Annotated in this window: 17 protein-coding genes; 10 read left to right on the top strand and 7 right to left on the bottom strand. The window is 63.5% G+C overall.

The genetic code is table 11. From position 1 onward, the window contains the following. Window positions 1-590: 590 nt before the first annotated feature. Window positions 591-2,228, top strand: a complete 1,638-nt coding sequence (locus PBR20603_RS15210) for a phospholipase D family protein (protein ID WP_150560342.1) — start codon at window positions 591-593, stop codon at window positions 2,226-2,228. Between the two features lie 105 nt (window positions 2,229-2,333). Here the strand turns inward: PBR20603_RS15210 and PBR20603_RS15205 are convergent, their stop codons facing one another. From PBR20603_RS15205 to PBR20603_RS15195, 3 genes are all read right to left on the bottom strand, one after another. Further along, window positions 2,334-4,859 (bottom strand): TonB-dependent siderophore receptor, encoded by a 2,526-nt coding sequence (locus PBR20603_RS15205; protein WP_150560341.1) that lies wholly within the window; start codon window positions 4,857-4,859, stop codon window positions 2,334-2,336. A gap of 112 nt (window positions 4,860-4,971) precedes the next feature. Beyond that, window positions 4,972-5,991 carry a FecR domain-containing protein gene (locus tag PBR20603_RS15200; protein WP_150560340.1) on the bottom strand — a complete coding sequence of 340 codons (1,020 nt, stop codon included), beginning with the start codon at window positions 5,989-5,991 and terminating at the stop codon, window positions 4,972-4,974. Continuing rightward, the gene (locus PBR20603_RS15195) at window positions 5,988-6,503 is read right to left on the bottom strand and encodes a sigma-70 family RNA polymerase sigma factor (RefSeq protein ID WP_150560339.1); all 516 of its coding nucleotides are present in this window, start codon (window positions 6,501-6,503) and stop codon (window positions 5,988-5,990) included. Before PBR20603_RS15195 ends, PBR20603_RS15200 begins: the two co-directional genes overlap by 4 nt. Before the next feature lie 293 nt (window positions 6,504-6,796). Between PBR20603_RS15195 and paaA the strand changes: the two genes are divergently transcribed. The 8 genes from paaA (at window position 6,797) to PBR20603_RS15155 (ending at window position 13,343) form a co-directional block, all read left to right on the top strand. Continuing rightward, on the top strand, window positions 6,797-7,804 hold the full coding sequence (gene paaA, locus PBR20603_RS15190; RefSeq protein WP_150560338.1) for a 1,2-phenylacetyl-CoA epoxidase subunit PaaA: 1,008 nt from the start codon (window positions 6,797-6,799) through the stop codon (window positions 7,802-7,804). Between the two features lie 41 nt (window positions 7,805-7,845). Continuing rightward, window positions 7,846-8,142 carry a 1,2-phenylacetyl-CoA epoxidase subunit PaaB gene (paaB, locus tag PBR20603_RS15185; protein WP_039406438.1) on the top strand — a complete coding sequence of 99 codons (297 nt, stop codon included), beginning with the start codon at window positions 7,846-7,848 and terminating at the stop codon, window positions 8,140-8,142. Window positions 8,143-8,201: 59 nt separating this feature from the next. Next, complete coding sequence (paaC, locus tag PBR20603_RS15180) at window positions 8,202-9,005, top strand: 1,2-phenylacetyl-CoA epoxidase subunit PaaC (RefSeq protein ID WP_150560337.1); 804 nt, start codon at window positions 8,202-8,204, stop codon at window positions 9,003-9,005. Window positions 9,006-9,049: 44 nt separating this feature from the next. Continuing rightward, window positions 9,050-9,625: a 1,2-phenylacetyl-CoA epoxidase subunit PaaD gene (gene paaD / locus PBR20603_RS15175; protein ID WP_174977927.1), complete on the top strand. Its 576-nt coding sequence runs from the start codon at window positions 9,050-9,052 to the stop codon at window positions 9,623-9,625. 85 nt (window positions 9,626-9,710) lie between these two features. Further along, a complete protein-coding gene (gene paaE, locus PBR20603_RS15170; protein ID WP_150560335.1) occupies window positions 9,711-10,799 on the top strand; it encodes a 1,2-phenylacetyl-CoA epoxidase subunit PaaE in 1,089 nt (362 codons plus the stop codon). A gap of 191 nt (window positions 10,800-10,990) precedes the next feature. Further along, window positions 10,991-11,779 (top strand): DUF1835 domain-containing protein, encoded by a 789-nt coding sequence (locus tag PBR20603_RS15165; protein ID WP_150560334.1) that lies wholly within the window; start codon window positions 10,991-10,993, stop codon window positions 11,777-11,779. A gap of 9 nt (window positions 11,780-11,788) precedes the next feature. Beyond that, on the top strand, window positions 11,789-12,445 hold the full coding sequence (locus PBR20603_RS15160; RefSeq protein WP_150560333.1) for a TetR/AcrR family transcriptional regulator: 657 nt from the start codon (window positions 11,789-11,791) through the stop codon (window positions 12,443-12,445). 241 nt (window positions 12,446-12,686) lie between these two features. Next, window positions 12,687-13,343 (top strand): GNAT family N-acetyltransferase, encoded by a 657-nt coding sequence (locus PBR20603_RS15155; protein ID WP_150560332.1) that lies wholly within the window; start codon window positions 12,687-12,689, stop codon window positions 13,341-13,343. Between the two features lie 87 nt (window positions 13,344-13,430). Here PBR20603_RS15155 and PBR20603_RS15150 read toward each other — a convergent pair whose 3' ends face one another. Further along, on the bottom strand, window positions 13,431-13,919 hold the full coding sequence (locus tag PBR20603_RS15150) for an Lrp/AsnC family transcriptional regulator (RefSeq protein WP_150560331.1): 489 nt from the start codon (window positions 13,917-13,919) through the stop codon (window positions 13,431-13,433). Between the two features lie 215 nt (window positions 13,920-14,134). Continuing rightward, on the bottom strand, window positions 14,135-14,344 hold the full coding sequence (locus tag PBR20603_RS15145) for a hypothetical protein (RefSeq protein WP_150560330.1): 210 nt from the start codon (window positions 14,342-14,344) through the stop codon (window positions 14,135-14,137). Window positions 14,345-14,939: 595 nt separating this feature from the next. Between PBR20603_RS15145 and PBR20603_RS15140 the strand changes: the two genes are divergently transcribed. Then, window positions 14,940-18,506: an indolepyruvate ferredoxin oxidoreductase family protein gene (locus PBR20603_RS15140; protein ID WP_150560329.1), complete on the top strand. Its 3,567-nt coding sequence runs from the start codon at window positions 14,940-14,942 to the stop codon at window positions 18,504-18,506. 131 nt (window positions 18,507-18,637) lie between these two features. Here the strand turns inward: PBR20603_RS15140 and PBR20603_RS15135 are convergent, their stop codons facing one another. Next, window positions 18,638-20,917, bottom strand: coding sequence for an NADP-dependent malic enzyme (locus PBR20603_RS15135; protein ID WP_150560328.1), 2,280 nt, complete (start codon window positions 20,915-20,917; stop codon window positions 18,638-18,640). A gap of 321 nt (window positions 20,918-21,238) precedes the next feature. After that, a complete protein-coding gene (locus PBR20603_RS15130) occupies window positions 21,239-22,477 on the bottom strand; it encodes an MFS transporter (protein WP_150560327.1) in 1,239 nt (412 codons plus the stop codon). Window positions 22,478-22,696: the final 219 nt, after the last annotated feature.

Raw genomic sequence — 22,696 nt, 5'->3', positions numbered from 1 at the left:
GTGAGCCTCAATAAATTTAAAGCTTATCTGCCGAAGCAGACGCACTATTCATCGAGTGCCCACACTTATCGGTTGTTCAATTTTTAAAGATCAATCGCATCTGACTTCGCTTCGTCGCACACTTACCGCGCCGTCGCTTCGTTTTTTGCGTCGCTGCATCAGCAGCAGAGAAGTGAGATTATGTCGCAGCTTCTCGTCGTCGTCAACAGTTTTTTTCGCTTTCTTCGTTCGCTGCCGTAGCAACTCACAAGCTCCAAAACCACTAACCACCGGGCTTTCCAGCCCGTCGCCTCAACCGCTTCGCCGCTTTCGCTGCGTCGCTGTCGTTGCGAGAGACGAGATATTAGTGAAAACCCCGAACCATGGCAAGCCCTTTGTGAAAATATTTTGAAAAGGGGCAAAAAAAGGCCCGCGTCGTGGGCGGGCCAAGATCCATGGGACAGGACACATGGAGGAGACGAGCCCACTGTATCCGGGCATCCCCGAGCGACGCAACCAATGAAATCGCATATGCTTCCCGAGAGCTTGCCCATATGGAAAGGCGGCGTCGATGTCTCCGCCCTCCTATCTCTATATATAGAGCGTTCGAGATGTTCCTTTCGCGCGTCTTCCGGTTGCTCTCGCGTTGCGTCTTTTGGCGACCGGTCACACTTCTCCCGCTCGCGCTCGTCGTCGCCTGCAGTTCGGTGCGGCCGCCCCCGGCGCCATCCCTGTGGACATCCCACACTTCGGCCGCCGAGCCCAGTGCGCTCGCCAGTGCTCTGGGCCCCGCAGTCCTTGCCCATCCCGGGCAATCCGGCTTCCAACTACTGACAACAGGGTCCGACGCCTTCACCTCGCGCCTCGCGCTCGTTCAATCCGCTCAACATAGTCTCGACGTGCAGTACTACAGCGCGGGGGAGGACATCACCGGGCGCCTGCTGCTCCAGTCGCTGCTCGATGCCGCAGCCCGAGGCGTGCGCGTTCGCATGCTGGTCGACGATATCAATCGCCGCCATGTCGACCCCACCTTCGCGGTCCTCGATCAGACCCCGAACATTGAGATCCGTGTCTTCAATCCGTTCGGCACGCTCGACACCACCCTTTTCGAACGCGCAGGCAATCTGCTCACCCAGTTCAACCAGCTCAACCGCCGCATGCACAACAAGGCACTGGTCGCCGACAACCAGTTGGCCATCGTTGGCGGGCGCAATCTGGGAGACGAGTATTTCGATGCCAATCCGGATATCTCCTTCCGTGATTTTGATCTGCTGTGCGCCGGGCCTGTCGTCGACGCCGTTTCCCGCAGCTTCGACCATTTCTGGACGAGTCCGCAGTCCTATCCGCTCAAACAGGTGCAGTCGGAGATCGACACGGCGACGCTGGACGACACACGCGAAGCGTTGGCGCGTCACTGGCGCGACGCCGACAGCGTGCCCGCCAGCCATGAGGCACTTCACCAGCCGCCGCTCGCCGACAGTTTGCGCAACGGCAAGCTGCCGCTCTTCTGGGCCCCCGCCGAGCTGGCTGCTGACACGCCCGACAAACTGGACACCCCCTCGGCGCAAACCCGAAGCGCGCCCGGAACCCGATTGCGGCAGCTAGCCGGAAAAGCACAGCGCGAGGTCCTGATCATCTCGCCGTACTTCGTGCCGTTGGATGGAGGCGTCCGATTCCTCTCGTCGCTGACGCAGCGAGGTGTCAAGGTGCGCGTGCTGACGAATTCGCTCGCGGCGACCGACGTCGTGGCCGTCCACGCCGGCTATGCACGCTATCGTCCGGCACTGCTGCAAGCGGGCGTCGAGCTTTACGAATTCAAACCGATCCGCGCCAACACCGGCGAACCCTCGTCACGGCGCATCACGTTCGGCGGTTCATCGCGCGCGAGCCTGCATGGCAAGGTGTACGTGATCGACCGTCGCGACGTCATTCTCGGCTCGTTCAATCTGGACCCTCGCTCGGTTCGCCTGAACACCGAGTTGGCGATCGTGATCCACAGCCCTGAATTTGCCGAACGCATGGCCGGAATCTTCGACCGGGCGACGTTACCCCGCGTGAGCTTCCGCGTCGAACTGGTGCCCCCCGGCACCGCGCCGCCAACGCCCACACCGCCGACCATGCCCGCGCTGCGTTGGGTCGGGGAGGAAAACGGCCAGCCGCGTACGTTCGACGTCGAACCCTACGCGTCCTTCTGGCGTAACGCGGCAGCAGGCGCCTTCACGCTGCTGCCGAGCGACGATCTGCTCTGAGCCGAGCGCCGCCCCGCATACCTCGTCCAAAATGAAAACCGGCGGCGCGGCGGCTTTTCAACACCGCACCGCAACCTCCGCCGTCCCAGCAAGGACAAGCGTCGATCAGAACGCGAACGTTGCCGACAGCGTGGCCGAGCGCGCGTCGCCAACCGCGACGAAATACTGACTCGCGCTCGATGGGTAATAGGTCTTATTGAAGACGTTCTTGACGTTCAACTGATAGTGCACCGGGTAACGGCCGATCTTCGTGTCGTACGTGGCGAACACATCGGCGACAAAGTACGCCGGCAGCGTGAAGCTGTTGGCCGAGTCTCCCGGACGCGAGCCGATGTAGCGCCCGAGCGCGCCAAGGCGCAAGTTACCACTGCCGTCGCCCAGCACCGGGCCCCAGTCATACACGCCCGCCAGCGATGCCGTATGACGCGCCACGTTCGCCAGCGTATTTCCGGTGTAAAGCGGATCGTCCGTGGTCTTCGCGTCGATGAACGCGTAGCTGGCGATCACGTTCCAGCGCTGTCCGATACGGCCCGAGACATCCAGCTCGACGCCACGCGAGCGCGCCGCGCCAGAGGTGCGCCAGTCGATGGCCTTGGTGGCGTCGTTGAACTGCGACACCAGCACATTGCGCTTGTCGATGTTGAAGACGGCCAGCGTACCGCTCAACCCGTTGGGTATATCGAGCTTCGCCCCGACTTCATACGACCTGGCATGCTCCGGTGCGACATTCGAATCGATCACCACGCCGGACGACAGCGGCGCGATGGTCGACGTGGGCTTGAGCGACTCCGAATAGCTCCCATACAACGACAGCGTGTCCGTCGCCTTGTAGATGAGCCCTGCGCGAGGCAGCCACTTCGAGTCGCTGAGGTTCGTGTTGACCTGGAACGGACGCCCCTTACCCGCCAACTGGCTGTATGTCAGCAGACGCAAGCCGCCCACGACGATCCAGCGATCGCTTACGTGAATGGCGTCCTGAAAGAAGAGCGACGCATCGTGCAGCGTATCGGTCTGATCGCTGTCACTGGCCGACACGGTCGTCGGGATCACCTCGCACCCGTAGACCGGATTCAGGTAGCTGAACGTACACTTTGCCGTCTGACGAATCAGATCTCGACGATAGATGCGCCGATACTCCCAGTCACCGCCGAATTGCAGATCGTGGCGCATGCCGGCCAGATGCACCTTGCCGTCGAGATAGGCGATGCCGTAGCTGTCCGTGCTGTCCGAGCCGCGCGTGCCGTCGTTGCTTCGTGAAATGACCCCGGTCTTCGTATTGATGCCGTTCACGCGCAGTTGTCCGGCATCGTAAGTCTCGGTGTTGTAGCTGTAGCCGAAATGCGCCTTCCAGTCGGAATTGAATTGATGATCGACCGTGATCTGCGCCAGATGCGACTGCCCCGTCATCTCGTTGTGTACGTCGTCCAGCCGTTCGCGCGCCGGGACAGCGAGCGGCTTGTTCGTCGTCGGATCGATGACGGTACCGCGATCGAATGGCGTGAGGAAATTGCGGTACTCGTACGACAGTATCACCTGCGTGTCGCGACCGTAGTAGGCGAGCGTCGGTGCGACCAACGTCTCACGCTGCGAGCCGAAGTTACGCCAGTACTGCTGATTGTTCTGGTCGACGACCAGCCGGTACGCCAAACCACTATCGCCAATCGGCCCCGTCGTGTCGAACGTTTCTTGCGCACCGTTCTTGCCGTGTCCGTAGGTCGTACCCGCCACGCTCAAGGCCGTATAGCGCTTGAGCAGCGGACGCTTACTCACTACGTTGATCACGCCGCCCGGGTCCATGATCCCGTAGAGCAGCGACGTCGGCCCCTTGAGCACTTCGACGGAATCGGCGTTCGCGTTGAGCCCTCGCCCCTGCACGAGCGGCATGCCGTTGTGCATGATCGAACCGTCGCGGTTGCCGCCGAAGCCGCGTTTGAGCAGCGTATCCTGCGTGCCCGCCAGCGTATTGCCCTGCACGATGCCACTCACATTGATCAGCGCGTCATCGAGCGTGCGGGCGCGCTGATCGGCCAGCACCTGACGCGGCACGACATTGATGACCTGCGCAATATCAAGAAGAGGCGCGTCGGACCGCGAGACGTTGGCGTCTACCGGCAAGCGGTACGCATCGGACCAGGCCTGTGCCTGAACCTGCGTGACCGGCAATGCCACATCGCCCGCACCACCCGCCGTAGTGAGTGCGGCGGCAACCGGCGCGCCCAGCGGCACCAGCGTGTAACCGCCCGCCTGAGGCGACGCGCTCAGGCCCGTGCCGGCCAGCAACTGGCCGAAGGCGCCCGGCACGTCGAAACGGCCTTGTACGCCGGAACTTTGGCGACCGGCCGTGAGCGCAGGTGCGTACGTCAGGAGAATGCCGGCTTCGCGCCCGAAGCGCGTCAGCACGGTGTCGAGCGCGCCCGCCGGAATGTCATAGGTGCGCGCGGCGGCACTGGCGGCGACTTTGGCTGACGCATCCTGCTGGCCCGCCGTCTGCGCGCGTGCCGGGTTGGCGCATAGCGCCGAGGCAAACGTCACCGCCGCCGCAACGCAGACACTGCGACGATGCAAACCGGAGGAAGCACGCAACCCAGGACGGCAAGCAGCGCGCGGGAAATCGGGTAAAGCGACGGCCATGGTGTGAGATCTCGTTCAGGCAATGGAGAGAAGGTTTCACTTCCCTTGTCACGCGAGACCGACGAAACAGCTCACTGACCGGACAAAAAATTGAAAAGATTGAGAAGACGCTTCAGCCACGCGGCCCGATCGTCACCCAGTACCGCGTGACCGACGCCACCGATACGGGCAATGCGTGCGGCAACACGGCGAGAATGGCGTCCGTATCGCCCAGCGGATACGTGCCGGACACCCGCAAAGCCGCCACGGCCGGGTCGCAGCGCACATAACCACGCCGATAGCGCGACAACTCGGCAAGGAACCCGTCGAGACGCATGCCGACAGCGACGAGCATGCCGTCAGCCCAGGCGCCATCGCCATGCGCGAGCGGCGTCACGGGCGTTACATCCCTTGACGTGAACTGCGCCTGTTCCCCCGCGCGCACGATCTGCGCGCTGGCCGCATCGAGGCCAGCGGCTTTGGGTATCACGCGCACCGCGCCTTTAAATACCTGCACCGATCCGCCGTCGGCTCCCTGCCCAGCCCGGCGCACCCCGAAGCGCGTGCCCAGCGGCTGTAGCGTCGCCTGCGCCGTGACCACGAGCAACGGTCTTGGCGGGACATAGGCGGTGTCCGTGCCGGTCGTCACCATGATTTCGCCTTCGATGAGCGTGATGCGCCGCCTATCCCCGTCCATCGACAGTCTTACGGCGCTGCGCGTATTGAGGACAAGCGTGGTGCCATCTGTCAGGTGCAGCGTGCGGCGCTCCCCCACACCGGTGCGCACGTCGGCGCGCAGCCATTGAACGGCCAGCGGGTCGGTCGCCACCCAGGCGCCGGTGCCCACGAACAGCGCTGCGGCGATGGCCTTCACCGCCATTCGACGCCCATGCGAGCGCGGTGCCCGCAGCGCCGCCTGTGCAACAGCCGCACCGAGCGTGCCAGACACGCCACGCATGCGTTGGTCGGCCTTTTCGATGTGCCGCCACGCGCGCTCATGCTCGGGATGCGCCTCGCGCCAGCGAACACATGCCTCGCGCAGCGTCTCGGTGGCGTCGCCGCTTGTCAGCGTCACCCACCATTCGACAGCCTGCTGCGCGATACGCGCGTCGAAACCGCCGACGGGCGAAAGCGGCTCGCCAGCGTGCGTCATGCGGCGCCCATCGCAAAGAAGCACTGCGTGCCGGCGCGCACCAAATGACGCTTCACCGTCGCGAGCGAAATGCCGAGGGCGGCAGCGATCTGGAGGTGCGTGAGCCCGTCGAACTGCGCGAGCAGGAAGGCGCGTTTAACCAAGGTGGGCAGACCGTCGAGGCAGCGGTCGATCTCGAGCAGCGTCTCGAGTACGATGGCGCGCTCTTCGGGTGACGGCACGAGCGCCTCCGGCTGTTGCGCAAGGGCGTCGAGATAGGCACGCTCGATCTGTTCGCGGCGCCAGTCGTTATAGAGCACGCGCTGCGCGACGGTCGTCAGGAAAGCGCGCGGCGACGCCAGCACGCGCGGCGGATCGCGCTCGAGCAGACGCACGAACGTGTCGTGTGCAAGATCGGCCGCGCGGTGCGAGCAGCCGGTCTTGCGATGCAGCCATCCATGCAGCCAGCCGTGATGGTCGGTATAGAGTCCCTGCAGCGTAGTGTCGCGCGGCAGCGTGTCGTCGGCGGGCATTCGCCCCTCCTGTCCCCGGGCCAGGTGTGGCCCCAAAGGTCCAGTCACCCGTTTTGCAAATGAGAATCGTTCGCAGTATAGCAAACAAGTTTCTGGGGTCGGCACACCGGTCACACCGCCATCGCTACGCGTGGCGCGTATGCGACAACGGCGTGGGAAGTGTGCGGGAAGTGCGCGGGAAGCGCGTGGGGTCGCAATCACCTCCGCCATATCATGGAAAACATTTATTGACCGACCGGCCGGTCGGTTTATAATGCATCCCATATTCCCACATGCCGCGGAGGCCTCCCTCTATGTATACGCAAGCCATCGATCTGGCCGGCAACAGCCCCAAGGGCGTGCGCGCCCTGAGCGAGGCGGAGCAGCAGCAGCAAGCTCGCTTCGACGCGCGCGTCGCTGCCGATCATAAGATCGAGCCGCAAGACTACATGCCCGCCGAGTACCGCAAGACGCTCGTGCGCCAGATCTCGCAGCACGCGCACTCGGAAGTCGTCGGCATGCTGCCGGAAGGCAACTGGATCTCGCGCGCGCCCAGCCTCAAGCGCAAAGCGATTCTGCTCGCCAAGGTGCAGGACGAAGCCGGTCACGGCCTCTACCTGTATTCCGCCGCCGAAACGCTTGGAACGTCGCGCGATCAGATGCTCGACGCGCTGCACTCCGGCAAAGCCAAGTATTCCAGCATCTTCAACTACCCGACGCTCACGTGGGCCGATGTCGGCGTGATCGGCTGGCTCGTCGATGGCGCGGCCATCATGAACCAGGTGCCCTTGTGCCGTTGCTCGTATGGTCCGTACGCGCGCGCCATGATTCGCGTTTGCAAGGAAGAGTCGTTCCACCAGCGTCAGGGCTTCGATGCCCTGCTCGCGATGATGAGCGGCACGCAAGCCCAGCGCGACATGGTGCAGGAAGCGGTGAACCGCTGGTGGTGGCCGGTGCTGATGATGTTCGGTCCGAGCGACAAAGACTCGATCCACAGCACGCAAACCATGAAGTGGGGCATCAAGCGCATCTCGAACGACGATCTGCGCCAGAAGTTCGTCGACGCCGCCGTCGAACAGGCCAAGGTGCTCGGCGTGACCTTCCCCGATCCGGACCTGAAGTGGAACGAAGCGCGAAAGGCACACGACTACGGCGAGATCGACTGGAGCGAATTCTGGCGCGTGGTCGGCGGCGAAGGCCCGTGCAACAAGGAACGTCTCGGCACGCGTGTGGCCGCCCACGAGAAAGGCGCCTGGGTGCGCGACGCCGCCCTGGCGCACGCCGCCAAGCAGCGCCAGCGCGCCGAAAAGCAGGCCGCCTGAGCCGCATCAGGCCAGCCCCTCACAAGACATCAGGAACGATCATGACGCAAGCAAGCAACAAGGAATGGCCCCTCTGGGAAGTGTTCGTGCGCAGCAAGATGGGCCTCGAGCACAAGCACAGCGGCAGCCTGCACGCCGCCGACGCCGAGATGGCGCTGCGCATGGCGCGCGACGTCTACACGCGCCGCCAGGAAGGCGTGAGCATCTGGGTCGTGCCGTCGGCCGCTATCACGGCGTCGGCACCGGAAGACAAGGCCGAGCTGTTCGACCCGGCCGCCGACAAGATCTACCGCCATCCGACCTTCTACCAGCTGCCGGAAGAAGTGAACCACATGTAAGCGGCGGCGCGCCCACGCAAATCGATGCGAACGGCGCGCCCCATGCGAGACCCCAGAACATGAAACCGACGCAGGAACATCTGTCCTATCTGCTGCGCCTCGCCGACAACGCCCTGATCCTCGGTCAGCGCAATGCGGAGTGGTGTGGTCATGGCCCCGTGCTGGAAGAAGACATCGCGCTCACCAACCTGAGCCTCGATCTCATCGGTCAGGCGCGCATGCTTTATCAACACGCCGCCAAGGTGGAAACCGATCTCACCGGCATCACCAAGCAGGAAGACGACTACGCCTTCTGGCGCGATGAGTTCGCATTCCGCAACTGGACGCTCGTCGAGCTGCCCCATTACGGCCCGACGGCCGGCACGACCGCCGCAGAGCGCGACTATGCCGTGACCATCGTGCGCAACTTCCTCTACTCGGCCCTGATGGTCGAAGTATGGCAAGCCCTCGCACAGTCGGCCGACACCGAGCTCGCCGCGATTGCCGCCAAATCGGTCAAGGAAGCGCATTACCACCTGCACCATGCACGCGACTGGCTCGTGCGCTTCGGCGACGGCACCGAGGAATCGCACCGCCGCGCGCAAGCTGCGCTCGACTATCTGGTGCCGTACATGAACGAGATCTTCAAGCGCGACACGCTCGAAGACACCGTGGCTGCTGCCGGTACGGGCGTCACGATGGCCGACCTCAAGGATGCGTGGCAAGCCACCGTGAGCGACGCGCTCGCCGAAGCCACGCTCACCGCGCCGGTCGGCGGTGCGTTCGAAAGCACGGGCAAGTTCGGTCATCACTCCGAGCACATGAGCTATCTGCTCGGCGAGATGCAGGGGCTGGCACGCCAGCATCCCGGCGCGACCTGGTAAGCCCCACGATGCACGCGTTTGCCGCCCTGGACACCGATCCGACCATGAATCTCCCGCTCACGCCCGCTGTCGCGCCCGACGTGCTCACGCCGGCCTCGGAGGCGTCGTTGCCGCTCGCATGGCAGACGCTCGAAGCGGTGCCCGATCCGGAGATTCCGGTCGTATCGATCCGGGAACTCGGCATTCTGCGCGATGTGCGAGTTGTCACGAACGACCGCGGCGACGCAGCATTCGAGATCGTGATTACGCCGACCTACTCGGGCTGCCCGGCGATGCAACAGATCGCCGAAGACATTGCAGCCGCCATGACGCGCGCGGGCCTCGGCCCGTGGCACGTCAAGACCGTGCTCGCGCCCGCGTGGACAACGGACTGGATCAGCCCCGAAGCCCGCGAGAAGCTGCGCGGCTACGGCATTGCCCCGCCCACGGGCGCGCATGCCGTTGCTGCCGAGGCTCCACGCAAGATCACGTTCTACGGCCGGCCGAAGGACGGCGTGCCGTGCCCGCACTGCGGCTCGGCCGACACCGAAGTCGTATCGGCCTTCGGCTCGACCGCCTGCAAAGCGCATTACCGTTGCCGCACGTGCCGCGAGCCGTTCGACTACTTCAAGCCCTATTGATTGACCCGACTGATCCCGCTTCGCGCGTAGCGATGCCGACACTCCGCCCGTTGGCACCTGCACCCGGGCGGCAAGGAAGCCCACGATGACGACCCCGCAATTCCACTCGCTGACCATCCGCGAAATCCGGCCCGAGACCGCCGACGCCATCTCCATCGCCTTTACGGTGCCGGACGCGTTGCGCGACGCCTATCGCTTCACGCAAGGCCAGTTCCTTACGCTCAAGACCGAGATCGACGGCGAGGAAGCGCGTCGCTCCTATTCGATCTGCGTCGGGGTGCCCGAGTACGAAGCCACGGGCGAGCTGCGCGTGGGCATCAAGCGCGTGCCGGGGGGCAAGTTCTCGAACTTCGCGAACGACCAGTTGAAGCCGGGACAGCAGATCGACGTGATGACGCCGGACGGCCGCTTCTTCACGCGCCTGGCAGCAGACAACGCCAAGCACTACGTCGGCTTCGCCGGCGGCTCGGGCATCACGCCGATGCTCGCCCTCATCAAGACGACGCTGGCCGCCGAGCCGGACAGCCAGTTCACGCTGGTCTACGGCAACCGTTCGGTGCCGGCGATCATGTTTGCCGAAGCGCTCGAAGACCTGAAGAACACGTATCTGGGCCGCCTGCGCCTGTATCACGTGCTCTCGGACGAAGCACAGGAAGTCGAGCTGTTCAACGGCCTGCTCGATCAGGACAAGTGTTCGGCCTTCCTCGAGACCCTCATTCCGGCGTCGAGCATCGACGAAGCCTTCATCTGCGGGCCGGCCCCGATGATGGACGCGGCCGAAGCCGCCCTCGCGGCTGCCGGGGTGGCCAAGGAAAAGATTCACGTCGAGCGCTTTGGCGTACCTTCGTCGCCAGCCGCGGCGAAGCCGGTCGTCATCACGGACGATACGCCGATGGCGGAACTGGTCGTCGTGATGGACGGCAAGGAACGCCGCCTGCGTCAGCCGTATGAAGGCCAGAGCATTCTGGATACGGGTCTGGCCGCCGGCCTGTCGCTGCCGTATGCCTGCAAGGGCGGCGTGTGCTGCACGTGCCGCGCGAAGGTGCTCGAGGGCGAAGTGGCGATGGACAAGAACTACACGCTGGAAGACTACGAGGTCGAACAGGGCTTCGTGCTGACGTGTCAGGCGCGCCCGCTCACCGAGCGCGTCGTCGTGAGCTACGACGAGCGTTGATCCTGCGCTGACGCGGCGGCCCGGCGCCGCGGCGTCAGCGGCCACGGCATGTCGAACGCCTGTTTGCCATGCCGTGCGAACGTCACGCCAACACGGCCGGAACTGGCGCGAAATCCCGCCAATGCGTCGATTATTTCGGGCATTACGGGAGCGTCAACCCGAGGGTGCGGGAATACCGTAAACTACCGGGCATGAATACCATCCATGTCGTTTGTGGCGATATCGCGGCGCAGCAGTTGCGCGCGGCGATGGCGCAAGCGCTTCGCGCCGACCCCGTGCTTGTCCTGCGTGACGATCTGGCCATTGGGCCATTGCGCGAGATCGACGAGAACGAGCGGCAGCGGGCCGCTTTCTGGCAGCGCGTGCTGCCGTCTGCCGGTCGCGATTACGCAGGCGAGCTGCGCGAAGAACTGGCATCGGTGCAACGTCTAGCCGAAGGCGAGAACGCGGTGGTTTGCTGGCATGGCGACAGCGCCTCGGATCAACTCACATTGCGGCGTGTGGCATTCATGTTGCGCAATACGCCCGCTCGTCTGAATGAGATCGTGCTGCGCGGCAGCGACCTGGTAACGCCCGGCGCATCGCCAGTCGCGGAACGTCGCACCAGCGTCGGTATGTATTCGCCGGAAGTGCTGGCCGAGCGATTCGCTCGCATCGCGCCGATCTCGCTGTTGCGCATTGGCCGCCTGTCGCTGGAATGGCGAGCACTCAAGCAAGCCAACACGCAAGTGCGCCGCTGGGTGCACAACACGTTCGAAGGCGCGACATTCGCCGAAATCGACGATCAGATTCTGACGCAGGCACCCATTGGCTGGACGCCGATGGCAGCCTTTCTCGGCGAGATGATGCCCCGCGTCGAAGGTTTTTTTGCGACCGACAGTTTTCTGTTGTGGCGCTGCCGCGAACTCGGTGCGGCAGGCCGGCTCGCGTTGCGCGGCGACACCACTGCGCCCGCCGCGTGCGATCTACGACTGGAGTAACCCCCGTTTATGGCACGTACCAAAGCGCCCGATCACGAATCGCAGCGCGAACAGATCCTTGACGTCGCGGCCGAGGCCTTCGCCCGCGCGAGCTATCCGAGCACGTCGATGTCCGAGCTGGCCGCCGCGTGCGGCACGTCGAAGGCTCGCCTGTATCACTACTACGCGAGCAAAGACGCCATCCTGTTCGATCTTCTCGAGCGTTATACCAAGCGTCTGATGCTGATCGTCACCGAAGTCGAGGCACTGGGCCAACGCCGTGGACTGTCCGAGCGCGACACGTTCCACGAACTGATCCGCGCGTTTCTCGATGAGTACGAGACGTCGCAGACGCGTCACATCGCGCTGCTCAACGACGTGAAGTTCCTCAACGACGAGCAGCGGGAGATCGTGCTCAATCGTCAGCGGGACGTGGTGGCCGCATTCGCCCGCCAACTCGCGCGTGCGTTCCCCGACCGGGTCGCCAAGTACAATCAGACAGCGCTCACGATGATGCTGTTCGGCATGATCAACTGGACCTTCACGTGGCTCAAACCCGGTGGCCGCATGCGGTACCGGGATTTCGCCAACGAGGTCATCGCCGTGCTCGAACACGGACTCGCTGCCCCGCTGCCGGGCGGTGTCGACGCCGCCATCCCGGCCGCCGCCACCCCCTCCCGCACCTGACGAAGCAAGTCATCACTCACATAAAAGGGCGACGAATCGCCCTTTTTTGTTGCCTCGCAGCAACCTTCCCTCGCCCGCCGTCGAAGGCCAGATCGAGAAAAGACGCCATTCTTCAGCGACTTAGACATTTCCCTCCACGACCGGCATTTATTTCCTAGGGTTTTTACCTACCCGATCGGGTATAATTCTTTTGCGTCGCACAATTCAGTACACGCACTAAAGAATACTCAAGGATTACGCCATGACTGCCCCGAACCACACGCCCGACGTCGCCCGCGCGACGGTTGCCGCCAACGAGCGGTCGAGCGTACTGATTCGCGAGCTGACGTCCGGCGACATCCACCGGCTCCAGCGCCACTTCCTGGCGCTCGGCGAAGAAGACCGCCTGCTGCGCTTTGGTCAGGTCGTCACCGACGATGTGATCACCCGCTACGTCGTCAGCCTCGATTTCTCGCGTGACAGCGTCTTTGGCGTCTACGACGACAATCTCGCGCTCGTCGCCGTTGCCCACGTCGCCCAACTGCCGGAAGGCAAGAACGGCCGTGTCGCAGAGTTCGGCGTCTCGGTGCTCGAATCGGCCCGTGGCCGCGGCATTGGCTCGCGTCTGTTTGAACGCGCCGCCATCCATTGCCGTAACAAGCGCGTCGACACGCTGTACATGCATTGCCTCTCGCGCAACGCCCGCATGATGCGCATTGCGAAGAAGGCCGGCATGGAGATCAACTTCGCTTACGGCGAAGCCGACGGGTATCTGAGCCTGCCCCCAGCCGACACGCAGTCGATGCTTTCGGAAATGATGCAGGATCAGGTCGCGGCGTTCGACTACGCGGTCAAGCGCCAGCTTCGCAACGCCCGCCGCCTGTTTGGCGCCCTCTTGCCGAATCAGCGCGCTGCCTGAGCAACGCGTCAGCCGCCTGGCGAAAAAAGAAACCCGGTCGAGTGGCCGGGTTTTTTTGTTCTCGTCAAAATGACAACGTTCGCCGGGTTACGGTAGCGGGAGCGCCGTCGTCTCCTTGAGCTGATCGAGCACAAAGCTGGTTTTGACATCAACGACGCTCGGATGCACGAGCAACTGCGTCTGCATGAACCGCGAGAAGTGCGCCATGTCGCGAACGTGCACGCGCAGCAAATAGTCCATGTCGCCCGCCATCGCATAGCAGCCGACGACTTCCGTCCACGTTTCGACCACGCTGCGGAAGTGTTCGATGACCGAACCGCCCTCCCCGTCGCCGGGATGCCGCTTGTCGAGCCGCACGTTGACGTAGGCCAGCAGGCCGAGGCCGAGACGCGTTGGCTCCAGCAGGGCAACGTAGCCGCGAATGACGCCCGCTTCCTCCAGACGCCGGATACGCCGCAGGCAGGGACTCGGGGATAGCCTGACCTGCTCGGCGATTTCGAGATTGGATAGCCGCCCGTTGCTTTGGAGCAAGGCGAGGATCCGGCGATCTATCTTGTCCAGTTCCAGTTTTGACATTTTTCTCCCCATTATTTAGACGTATGCGCAATATTATTGCGCATCGATACGATTTCCGGGAAGTCATCGCCCCAATACGACGATTACGGCAAATTACAGCGCAGCGCCGAAGAACCAACGGGCAAAGAAAAAGGCGCCAACCTTGTGAGGTGGCGCCCTGTCGGGTTAGCGCGTGTTGCCGGAGCGGCAACGCACTCGGAATGGATCGGGCCGCATTAGCGGCGCTGGAATTCTCGCGGATCGATCGTGCGCTGGTCGAGCGGGCCTTCGTAACGCTGCGGCTGTTGCGTGGTTCGCTGCTGCGTAATCGGGGTAGGTTCGGCCGTCTTGTCGCGCGCCATTTCGTCGGCGCGAGCGACGCTCACTTCCAGGGTCAGAAACGAAGCGGAAACCAGCAGGAATTTGGCGATGTTTCGTTGATTCACAGTGACTCCTTCTTGCGTATCGCTTTATTGCTACGCGCACTGACTGTGCGCTAAGTACGTACCCAACGTGTCGGGTAAAGCATTAGTGGCCATTCTGCCGCGTCCGTTCCCGCCGCCCCCGAACCGTTACACGTTGTTACCCGCATGTCAGAAGGCGCTGACAAACGTACGGTTACCGACATAATCGCGACACAATGCCGTCATTTTGAGGCGAAATCGGAAAGCAGCATTGCGTCTTGATGCCGCACCTGCCGGTGATGTGAGGGGCAATGGCGGAAACCACAGACGAGGGTTTACGCCATCCACCTGACGTTTACGTAAACGTCATAATGCTCGCTATACTGCCCCGACCGGTAACCCATGAAACGTCGCCGCACCCGTCAGGCAACGCCCTGACACCGGTGCTAACATGAGTCCGACTGGCATCAGTATTACGATAAACGGCCCCGCTCTGCGGGTGACGTCACGCAAGTGAGCACCCCTGATGAGCGATATTCAGAGGCCGGTATTCACCGCTGCCGTCCTGCTTCACGAGAGCGGGAGGGGCAGGAAGTTTTGGCGATCCCAAAATCAGTGAGAGTGAGGAGCACACCCCATGAACGCCCCCGTCAATCCGAGCTTGCTGGCCGCACTAGAATCGGTCACGCTCGACGACAAGTACACGCTCGAGCGCGGTCGCGCTTACATGAGCGGCATCCAGGCTTTGGTCCGCCTGCCGATGTTGCAGCAGGCGCGCGATGCCGCCGCCGGGCTCAACACCGCGGGCTTCATTTCGGGCTATCGCGGCTCGCCGCTAGGCGGTCTGGATCTGTCGCTATGGAAAGCGAAACAGCACCTCGCCAGCCATCACATCGTCTTCCAGCCCGGCCTGAACGAAGACCTCGCCGCCACTGCCGTGTGGGGCTCGCAGCAGGTCAACCTGTACCCGGCCAAGTTCGACGGCGTGTTCTCCATGTGGTACGGCAAGGGCCCCGGCGTTGACCGCTCCATGGACGTGCTCAAGCACGGCAACTCGGCCGGCTCATCGAAGCATGGCGGCGTGCTGGTGCTCGCAGGCGACGACCACGCCGCAAAATCCTCCACCCTCGCGCATCAGTCCGAACACGACTTCAAGGCGGCCGGCATTCCCGTGCTGTATCCGTCGAACGTTCAGGAGTATCTCGACTACGGTCTGCATGGCTGGGCGATGAGCCGCTACTCCGGCCTGTGGGTCGCGATGAAGTGTGTGACGGATGTGGTCGAATCGTCGGCGTCGGTGATGATCGATCCGCACAACGTCGACATCCGTCTGCCGAACGACTTCATCATGCCGCCCGACGGCCTGAACATTCGCTGGCCCGATCCGCCGCTGGTGCAGGAAGCGCGTTTGCTCGACTACAAGTGGTACGCCGGGCTCGCGTACGTGCGCGCCAACAAGCTCGACCGCGTGATGATCGATTCGCCCCACGCGCGCTTCGGCATCATGACCGGCGGCAAAGCGTATCTCGACGTGTGCCAGGCGCTCGCCGATCTGGGACTGGACGAAGCCACTTGCCAGCGCATCGGCATTCGTTTGTACAAAGTGGGTTGTGTGTGGCCGCTCGAAGCGCAGGGTGCGCGCGCGTTCGCACAGGGTCTGCAGGAAATTCTGGTGGTCGAGGAGAAGCGTCAGATCCTCGAATACGCGATCAAGGAAGAACTGTACAACTGGCGCGACGATGTGCGTCCGCGCGTGTATGGCAAGTTCGACGAAAAGGACGGTGCCGGTGGCGAATGGTCCGTGCCGATGGCCAACTGGTTGCTGCCCGCTCACTACGAACTCTCGCCCGCGCTGATTGCCAAGGCCATTGCCACGCGCCTGGAAAAGTTCGAGTTGCCGAGCGACGTGCGCGAGCGCATCGCTGCCCGCCTGCGTGTGATCGAGGCGAAGGAACAAGCGCTCGCCAAGCCGCGCGTCGCGGCCGAACGCAAACCGTGGTTCTGTTCGGGCTGTCCGCACAACACGTCGACCAATGTGCCCGAAGGGTCGCGCGCCATCGCCGGCATCGGCTGTCACTACATGACCGTGTGGATGGACCGCAAGACCGACACCTTCTCGCAGATGGGCGGCGAAGGCGTGCCCTGGATCGGACAGGCGCCGTTCTCGTGCGACGAACACATCTTCGCCAACCTCGGCGACGGCACGTACTTCCATTCTGGCCTGCTCGCGATTCGCGCGGCGATCTCGTCGAAGGTCAACATCACCTACAAGATTCTGTACAACGATGCGGTCGCGATGACGGGTGGCCAGCCGGTCGACGGCACGCTCAGCGTGCCGCAGATCGTGGCGCAGGTGGATGCCGAAGGCGCGGCGAAGATCGTCATCGTGACGGACGAACCCGAGAAGTACGACGGCGTGAAGCTCGTGGGCGACATCCCCGTCTATCATCGCAGCGAGCTGGATCGCGTGCAGCGAGAACTGCGCCTGGTCAAGGGCACATCGATTCTGATCTACGACCAGACGTGCGCCACCGAGAAGCGCCGCCGCCGCAAACGTGGCACGTATCCCGATCCGGCAAAGCGTGTGGTCATCAATGAAGCGGTCTGCGAAGGGTGCGGCGATTGCTCCGTGAAGTCGAACTGTCTGTCGGTCGAGCCGCTGGAGACGGAATTCGGCACGAAGCGCCAGATCAACCAGTCGACTTGCAACAAGGACTACTCCTGCCTGAACGGCTTCTGCCCGAGCTTCGTGACGGTCGAAGGCGGCCAACTGCGCAAGCCCAAGACCGCGCAGGTGGACAGCAACGGTCTGGCGCCGCTGCCCGAACCGGCGTTGCCCGCCATCACGCGCCCGTACGGCATTCTCGTGACGGGCGTGGGCGGCACGGGCGTGGTCACCATCGGCGGCCTGCTCGGAATGGCGGCGCATCTGGAAAACAAGGGCGTCACGACGCTCGATGTCACCGGTCTCGCGCAGAAGGGCGGCGCGGTGACGAGCCACGTGCAGATCGCGTTGCAGCCGGAAGACATTCACGCGACACGCATCGCCATGGGCGACGCGCGTGTGGTGATCGGTTGCGACGCCATCACGACGGCAAGCGACGACACGCTCTCACGCGTACAGCATGGCGTGACGAACATCGTGGTCAACAGCGCCCACACGCCGACGGCCGAGTTCATTCACAACCCGAACTGGCGCTTCCCCGGTGCGAGCACGGAGCACGATATCCGCACGGCGGCCGGCGACAGTGTCGACTTCGTCGACGCCAACCATCTCTCGCTGCGCCTGCTCGGCGACACCATCTACACGAACCCGTTCGTGCTGGGTTATGCGTGGCAGAAGGGCTGGGTGCCGCTCTCGCATGCCGCGCTCATGCGCGCCATCGAACTGAACGGTGTGGCGATCGAGAAGAACAAGCAGGCTTTCGAATGGGGCCGTCGCGCGGCACACGATCTGGCAAGCGTGCGCAAGCTCGCGCAGCAGAATGAGACGCCGGAGTCGTCCGCCGCCGGTGGCAAGCTGATTACGCTGCACACACCGCGCGCGCTCGACATGCTGATCCAGCGGCGTTACGACCAACTCGTGGCGTATCAGGATCGCGCCTACGCGGAGCGCTTCAAGCAGACGGTGGATCGCGTTCGCGCCGCCGAAACGCCGCTCACGCAAGAAGGTGCGCAACTGCCGCTCACCGAGGCCGTCGCCCGTGCGCTGTACAAGCTCATGGCCTACAAGGATGAATACGAAGTCGCGCGTCTGTACACCGATCCGGCGTTCATGAAGAAGATCAACGAGCAGTTCGAAGGCGACTTCACGCTGCGCTTCCATCTCGCGCCGCCGTCGCTGGCCAAGCACGACGACAAGGGTCATCTGGTCAAGAAGGCCTATGGTGCGTGGATGATGAAGGCGTTCGGCGTGCTGGCGAAGTTCAAGGGGCTGCGCGGCGGTGCGTTCGACATCTTCGGCCGGACCCACGAGCGTCGCACGGAACGCGCGCTGATCGGCGAGTACGAAACGCTGGTGAGCGAACTGGTGTCGCGTCTGAACGAGCAGAACGTCTCGCTGGCCGTGCAGTTGGCGGAGCTGCCGCAGGAGATTCGCGGCTACGGGCACGTCAAGGAGCAAAACCTCGCCGCCACGCGTATCAAGTGGACGAAGTTGCTCACGCAATTCCGCGACGGCGGTTCGCATCGCGCGGCTGCCTGATCGGCAAAAAAACGACGGTCCAATAAAAATCCCGCCAGCGCGTCAGCGTCTGGCGGGATTTTTTATGCGCTCTCGCGCAGCCGGCAGGCAAGGACACCGGAAATTACCCCGGCGTCACGCCCCCCTGAGCATCAACGGCTGACGTTGGCCGCAGCAACGGCCGTCATGTTGATGATGCGGCGCACGGTGGCGGCCGGCGTCAGAATGTGAACCGGCTTGGCGCAGCCCAGCAGGAACGGGCCGACCGTCACGCCTTCGCCGCCCGTCATCTTGAGCAGGTTGTACGTGATGTTCGCCGCTTCGACGTTCGGCATGACCAGCAGGTTCGCTTCACCCGACAGACGCGACGCCGGATACGCGGCGCGACGCACCGTCTCCGACAACGCGGCGTCGCCGTGCATTTCACCGTCGACTTCCAGCGCCGGCGCACGTGCGGCGAGCAGTTCGCAGGCGCGGGCCATGCGTTGTGCCGATGCCGACTTCACGCTGCCGAAGTTCGAGTTCGAGAGCAGCGCCACCTTCGGGGCGATGCCGAAGCGCTCGATTTCCTTCGCGGCGAGCACGGTCATCTCGGCGAGTTGCTCCGAGGTCGGCGTCTCATTGACGTACGTGTCGCTGATGAACAGGTTGCGCTTCTCGAGCATCAACAGGTTCATGGCGGCGTAGTTCTCGACACCGGCCGCGCGGCCGAGCACCTGATCGACCACATCCAGATGGCGATGGTAGGTATCGATCATGCCGCAGATCATGCCGTCGGCTTCGCCCAGACGCACGAGGATCGCACCGATCAGCGTGTTGTCCTTGCGCATGGCAGCCTTGGCAACTTCCGGCGTCACACCGTGACGTGCGCCAAGGTTGTGGTACTCCTGCCAGCAACGCTGATAACGCGTGTCGTCTTCCGGATTCACGATCTCGAAATCAACACCCGGCTTGAGCTTCGAGCCGATCTTCTGCAGGCGCATTTCCACCACGGCCGGACGGCCGATGATGATCGGCTTGGCGATACGCTCGGCCAGCACGAACTGGGCCGCGCGCAGCACGCGCTCGTCTTCGCCTTCGGCGAACACGATACGGGCAGCGTCGTTGCCGAAGCGGGCGCGGGCGGCGGCGAACACCGGGCGCATGATGAAACCGGTGCGATACACGGTCGTGCCGAGTTGTTCGCGGTAGGCGTCCATGTCCAGGATCGGACGCGTGGCTACGCCCGAGTCCATCGCGGCTTGCGCCACGGCCGGTGCGATCTTGATGATCAGACGCGGATCGAACGGCTTCGGAATGATGTACTCGGGACCGAATTCGAGCGACTGGCCTTCATAAGCGCGTGCGACTTCTTCGCTCTGCTCTTCTTCCTGCGCCAGCTCCGCGATGGCACGCACGGTGGCGAGCTTCATCTCTTCCGTGATGGTGGTCGCACCGACGTCGAGCGCGCCACGGAAGATGAACGGGAAGCACAACACGTTGTTGACCTGGTTCGGATAGTCCGAACGGCCGGTTGCGACGATGCAGTCCGGACGCGCAGCCTTCGCAATTTCCGGGCGGATTTCCGGCTCTGGATTGGCGAGCGCCAGAATCAGCGGCTTCGGGCCCATCGTCTTGACCATGTCGCCGGTCAGCACGCCGGCGGTCGAGCAGCCGAGGAACACGTCGGCGCCGTTGCTGGCGTCGGCCAGCGTACGGGCTTCGGTCGCCACAGCGTAACGCGCCTTGCTCTCGTCAAGCTTGTCGCGGCCGGTGTGAATCACACCCTTCGAGTCGAGAACAAGAATGTTCTCTTTCTTCAGGCCGAGGTTCACCAGCAGATCCAGACAAGCGATGGCGGCAGCGCCGGCCCCCGAGCAGACCAGCTTCACCTTGGCAATGTCCTTGCCCACGACCTTCAGGCCGTTGAGGATCGCGGCCGAGGCGATGATGGCGGTGCCGTGCTGATCGTCGTGGAAGACGGGGATCTTCATGCGCTCGCGCAGCTTCTTCTCGATGTAGAAGCACTCGGGCGCCTTGATGTCTTCGAGGTTGATGCCGCCGAGCGTCGGCTCGAGCATGGCAATGGCTTCGACGAGCTTGTCCGGATCGTGCTCGGCGAGCTCGATGTCGAACACGTCGATGCCGGCGAACTTCTTGAACAGGCAGCCCTTGCCTTCCATCACCGGCTTGGCGGCGAGCGGGCCAATGTTGCCCAGACCAAGCACGGCGGTACCGTTGGTGATCACACCGACGAGGTTGCCGCGCGACGTGTAACGATTGGCCGCGAGCGGATCTTCGGCGATGGCCTCGCAGGCGTAGGCCACGCCGGGGGAGTAGGCCAGCGACAGATCGATCTGGTTCGACAGCGGCTTGGTCGGCGTCACCGAGATTTTGCCCGGACGCGGATTCTCGTGGTACGCCAGGGCGCTTTGTTTCAGTTGTTCATCCATATCTCGATACCTAAGGACAGGGCGACGGCCGGACCCGAGCCGCATGCGGGCAGCGTCTGGGTTCAGCCGTCTTTTGACGGATCACGGCGGGGAAGCGCCAACCGGAGGGATTCGACGATTGTGTCGTCGACGGTTTTCTTCCGTGCGCGGCAGCGTGATGACTGCCGCATCCCCGATCCGGCATGTCGCGCGTGTGCGCGCCGGAGCTCGGGACTGACGGTGCGCCGGACGCACCGCAGGACGCAAAGTGTACACCTTGCGCCGAAAGCGTGATGCCGCACGCGGCGCCTGCCGCGCGGGCGATATCGCGTTCAAAGCGCCTTATTTCAGCGCTTCACCGCGACGCTCCGGAATCAGAAAGAGCGTGGCGAGAATGTCGAGCACGTAAATGCTGGCGAGGAAGACGAGCGCCATCTTGAACGAATACGCAGCAGCCAGCGCCCCGACCGTGAGCGGCCCGAATCCGCCGACGGCGCGGCCAATGTTGAACAGCACGTTTTGCGCCGTTGCACGCGCGGCCGTCGGATACAGCTCCGAAATCAGCGCGCCGTAGCCGCCGATCATGCCGTTCACGAACAGCCCCATCACCGCCCCGCCGATCAGCAGCGCGAACTGTGACTGCAACTGGGCGTAGACGAATACCATCACGACGGCGCCGATCTGATAACCGATGAACGTCGGACGGCGGCCGACGCGATCGGCCAGACGGCCGAACAACCAGATGCCGAACGCCATGCCGAGAACTGTCACTGCCGTCCACATGGCCGACTTGGTCAGCGAGTAACCGAACGTCTTCGACAGGTACGACGGCATCCAGATCATCAGGCCGTAGTAACCGAAGTTCTGCACCGAGCAGAGGATCGCCACGCCGAGGCTCGCGCGCGTGGTGGCGCGATCTTTCACCAGCAGTTTGAGCGGCGCGTGCTCGCGCGGCTGTTTCTGTTGCGCGAGGAACATCTCGGGCTCACCGAGCGCGCGGCGCATGACGAACGACACGACGGCGGGGAGCAGGCCCACAGCGAACATGCCGCGCCAGCCGATGACCGGCAGCAGCAACGGCGTGAGCAAAGCGGCGGCGAGCACGCCGGCCTGCCATCCCAGACCCACGAACGACGACGCGCGAGCACGGCGCTCGGGCGCACATGCTTCCGCCGCGAGCGCCATGCCGATGCCGAATTCGCCGCCCAGACCGATGCCGGCGATCGTCCGGTACGCCAGCAGATCCCAATACCCCTGGGCGAGCGAGCACAGACCGGTGAATACGGCGAAGAGCAGGATCGTCCAGGACAGCACGCGTACGCGGCCATAACGGTCGGAGAGCATGCCGAAGACGATGCCCCCGACGACGGCGCCCACGAGCGTCCAGGTCACGAGTGCGCCCGACTGCGCGCTGGACAGCGCAAGGTCGGCCGCGATGGCGGGCAGGATGAAGCCGAGAATCAGCAGATCGAAGCCGTCCATGGCATAGCCGATGGCCGAGGCCCAGAGGGCACGGTTCGCGTAGGCGTTGTCTTGCGGCACGGCAGAAGCCGCAAGCGAGGGCGAGGAATCGTTTGGCATGAGCGCGTCCGACGGGTCTGAATTTTCGGCGTGAGTGTATGCCTGTCATAAAGGCTCGGCAACTGTCTCTTTTTTTGGACTCACCTGTCGGAGACGATATTTCATATGCGCCGTGCGCGCACGCGATGCGTATCCGCCCCGTCGAAAATATACGCTCAGTGCATAATTGCCCTCGCATCTGCTGAAACTTGTGGCATAATTCGCGCTTAAGCGCCGGTC

The organism is Pandoraea bronchicola (assembly GCF_902459805.1).
GTDB lineage: Bacteria > Pseudomonadota > Gammaproteobacteria > Burkholderiales > Burkholderiaceae > Pandoraea > Pandoraea bronchicola.
This window is presented reverse-complemented; position numbering and strand designations above follow the sequence as displayed.

Bases quoted from the DNA above. Each gene is read 5' to 3' on its own strand.
- PBR20603_RS15205 (WP_150560341.1), bottom strand. From the start codon at position 4,859: ATGGCCGTCGCTTTACCCGATTTCCCGCGCGCTGCTTGCCGTCCTGGG.
- paaC (WP_150560337.1), top strand. From the start codon at position 8,202: ATGAAACCGACGCAGGAACATCTGTCCTATCTGCTGCGCCTCGCCGAC.
- paaE (WP_150560335.1), top strand. From the start codon at position 9,711: ATGACGACCCCGCAATTCCACTCGCTGACCATCCGCGAAATCCGGCCC.
- paaA (WP_150560338.1), top strand. From the start codon at position 6,797: ATGTATACGCAAGCCATCGATCTGGCCGGCAACAGCCCCAAGGGCGTG.
- PBR20603_RS15200 (WP_150560340.1), bottom strand. From the start codon at position 5,991: ATGACGCACGCTGGCGAGCCGCTTTCGCCCGTCGGCGGTTTCGACGCG.
- PBR20603_RS15155 (WP_150560332.1), top strand. From the start codon at position 12,687: ATGACTGCCCCGAACCACACGCCCGACGTCGCCCGCGCGACGGTTGCC.
- PBR20603_RS15210 (WP_150560342.1), top strand. From the start codon at position 591: ATGTTCCTTTCGCGCGTCTTCCGGTTGCTCTCGCGTTGCGTCTTTTGG.
- PBR20603_RS15130 (WP_150560327.1), bottom strand. From the start codon at position 22,477: ATGCCAAACGATTCCTCGCCCTCGCTTGCGGCTTCTGCCGTGCCGCAA.
- PBR20603_RS15135 (WP_150560328.1), bottom strand. From the start codon at position 20,917: ATGGATGAACAACTGAAACAAAGCGCCCTGGCGTACCACGAGAATCCG.
- PBR20603_RS15165 (WP_150560334.1), top strand. From the start codon at position 10,991: ATGAATACCATCCATGTCGTTTGTGGCGATATCGCGGCGCAGCAGTTG.
- PBR20603_RS15195 (WP_150560339.1), bottom strand. From the start codon at position 6,503: ATGCCCGCCGACGACACGCTGCCGCGCGACACTACGCTGCAGGGACTC.
- PBR20603_RS15150 (WP_150560331.1), bottom strand. From the start codon at position 13,919: ATGTCAAAACTGGAACTGGACAAGATAGATCGCCGGATCCTCGCCTTG.
- PBR20603_RS15160 (WP_150560333.1), top strand. From the start codon at position 11,789: ATGGCACGTACCAAAGCGCCCGATCACGAATCGCAGCGCGAACAGATC.
- PBR20603_RS15140 (WP_150560329.1), top strand. From the start codon at position 14,940: ATGAACGCCCCCGTCAATCCGAGCTTGCTGGCCGCACTAGAATCGGTC.
- paaD (WP_174977927.1), top strand. From the start codon at position 9,050: ATGAATCTCCCGCTCACGCCCGCTGTCGCGCCCGACGTGCTCACGCCG.
- paaB (WP_039406438.1), top strand. From the start codon at position 7,846: ATGACGCAAGCAAGCAACAAGGAATGGCCCCTCTGGGAAGTGTTCGTG.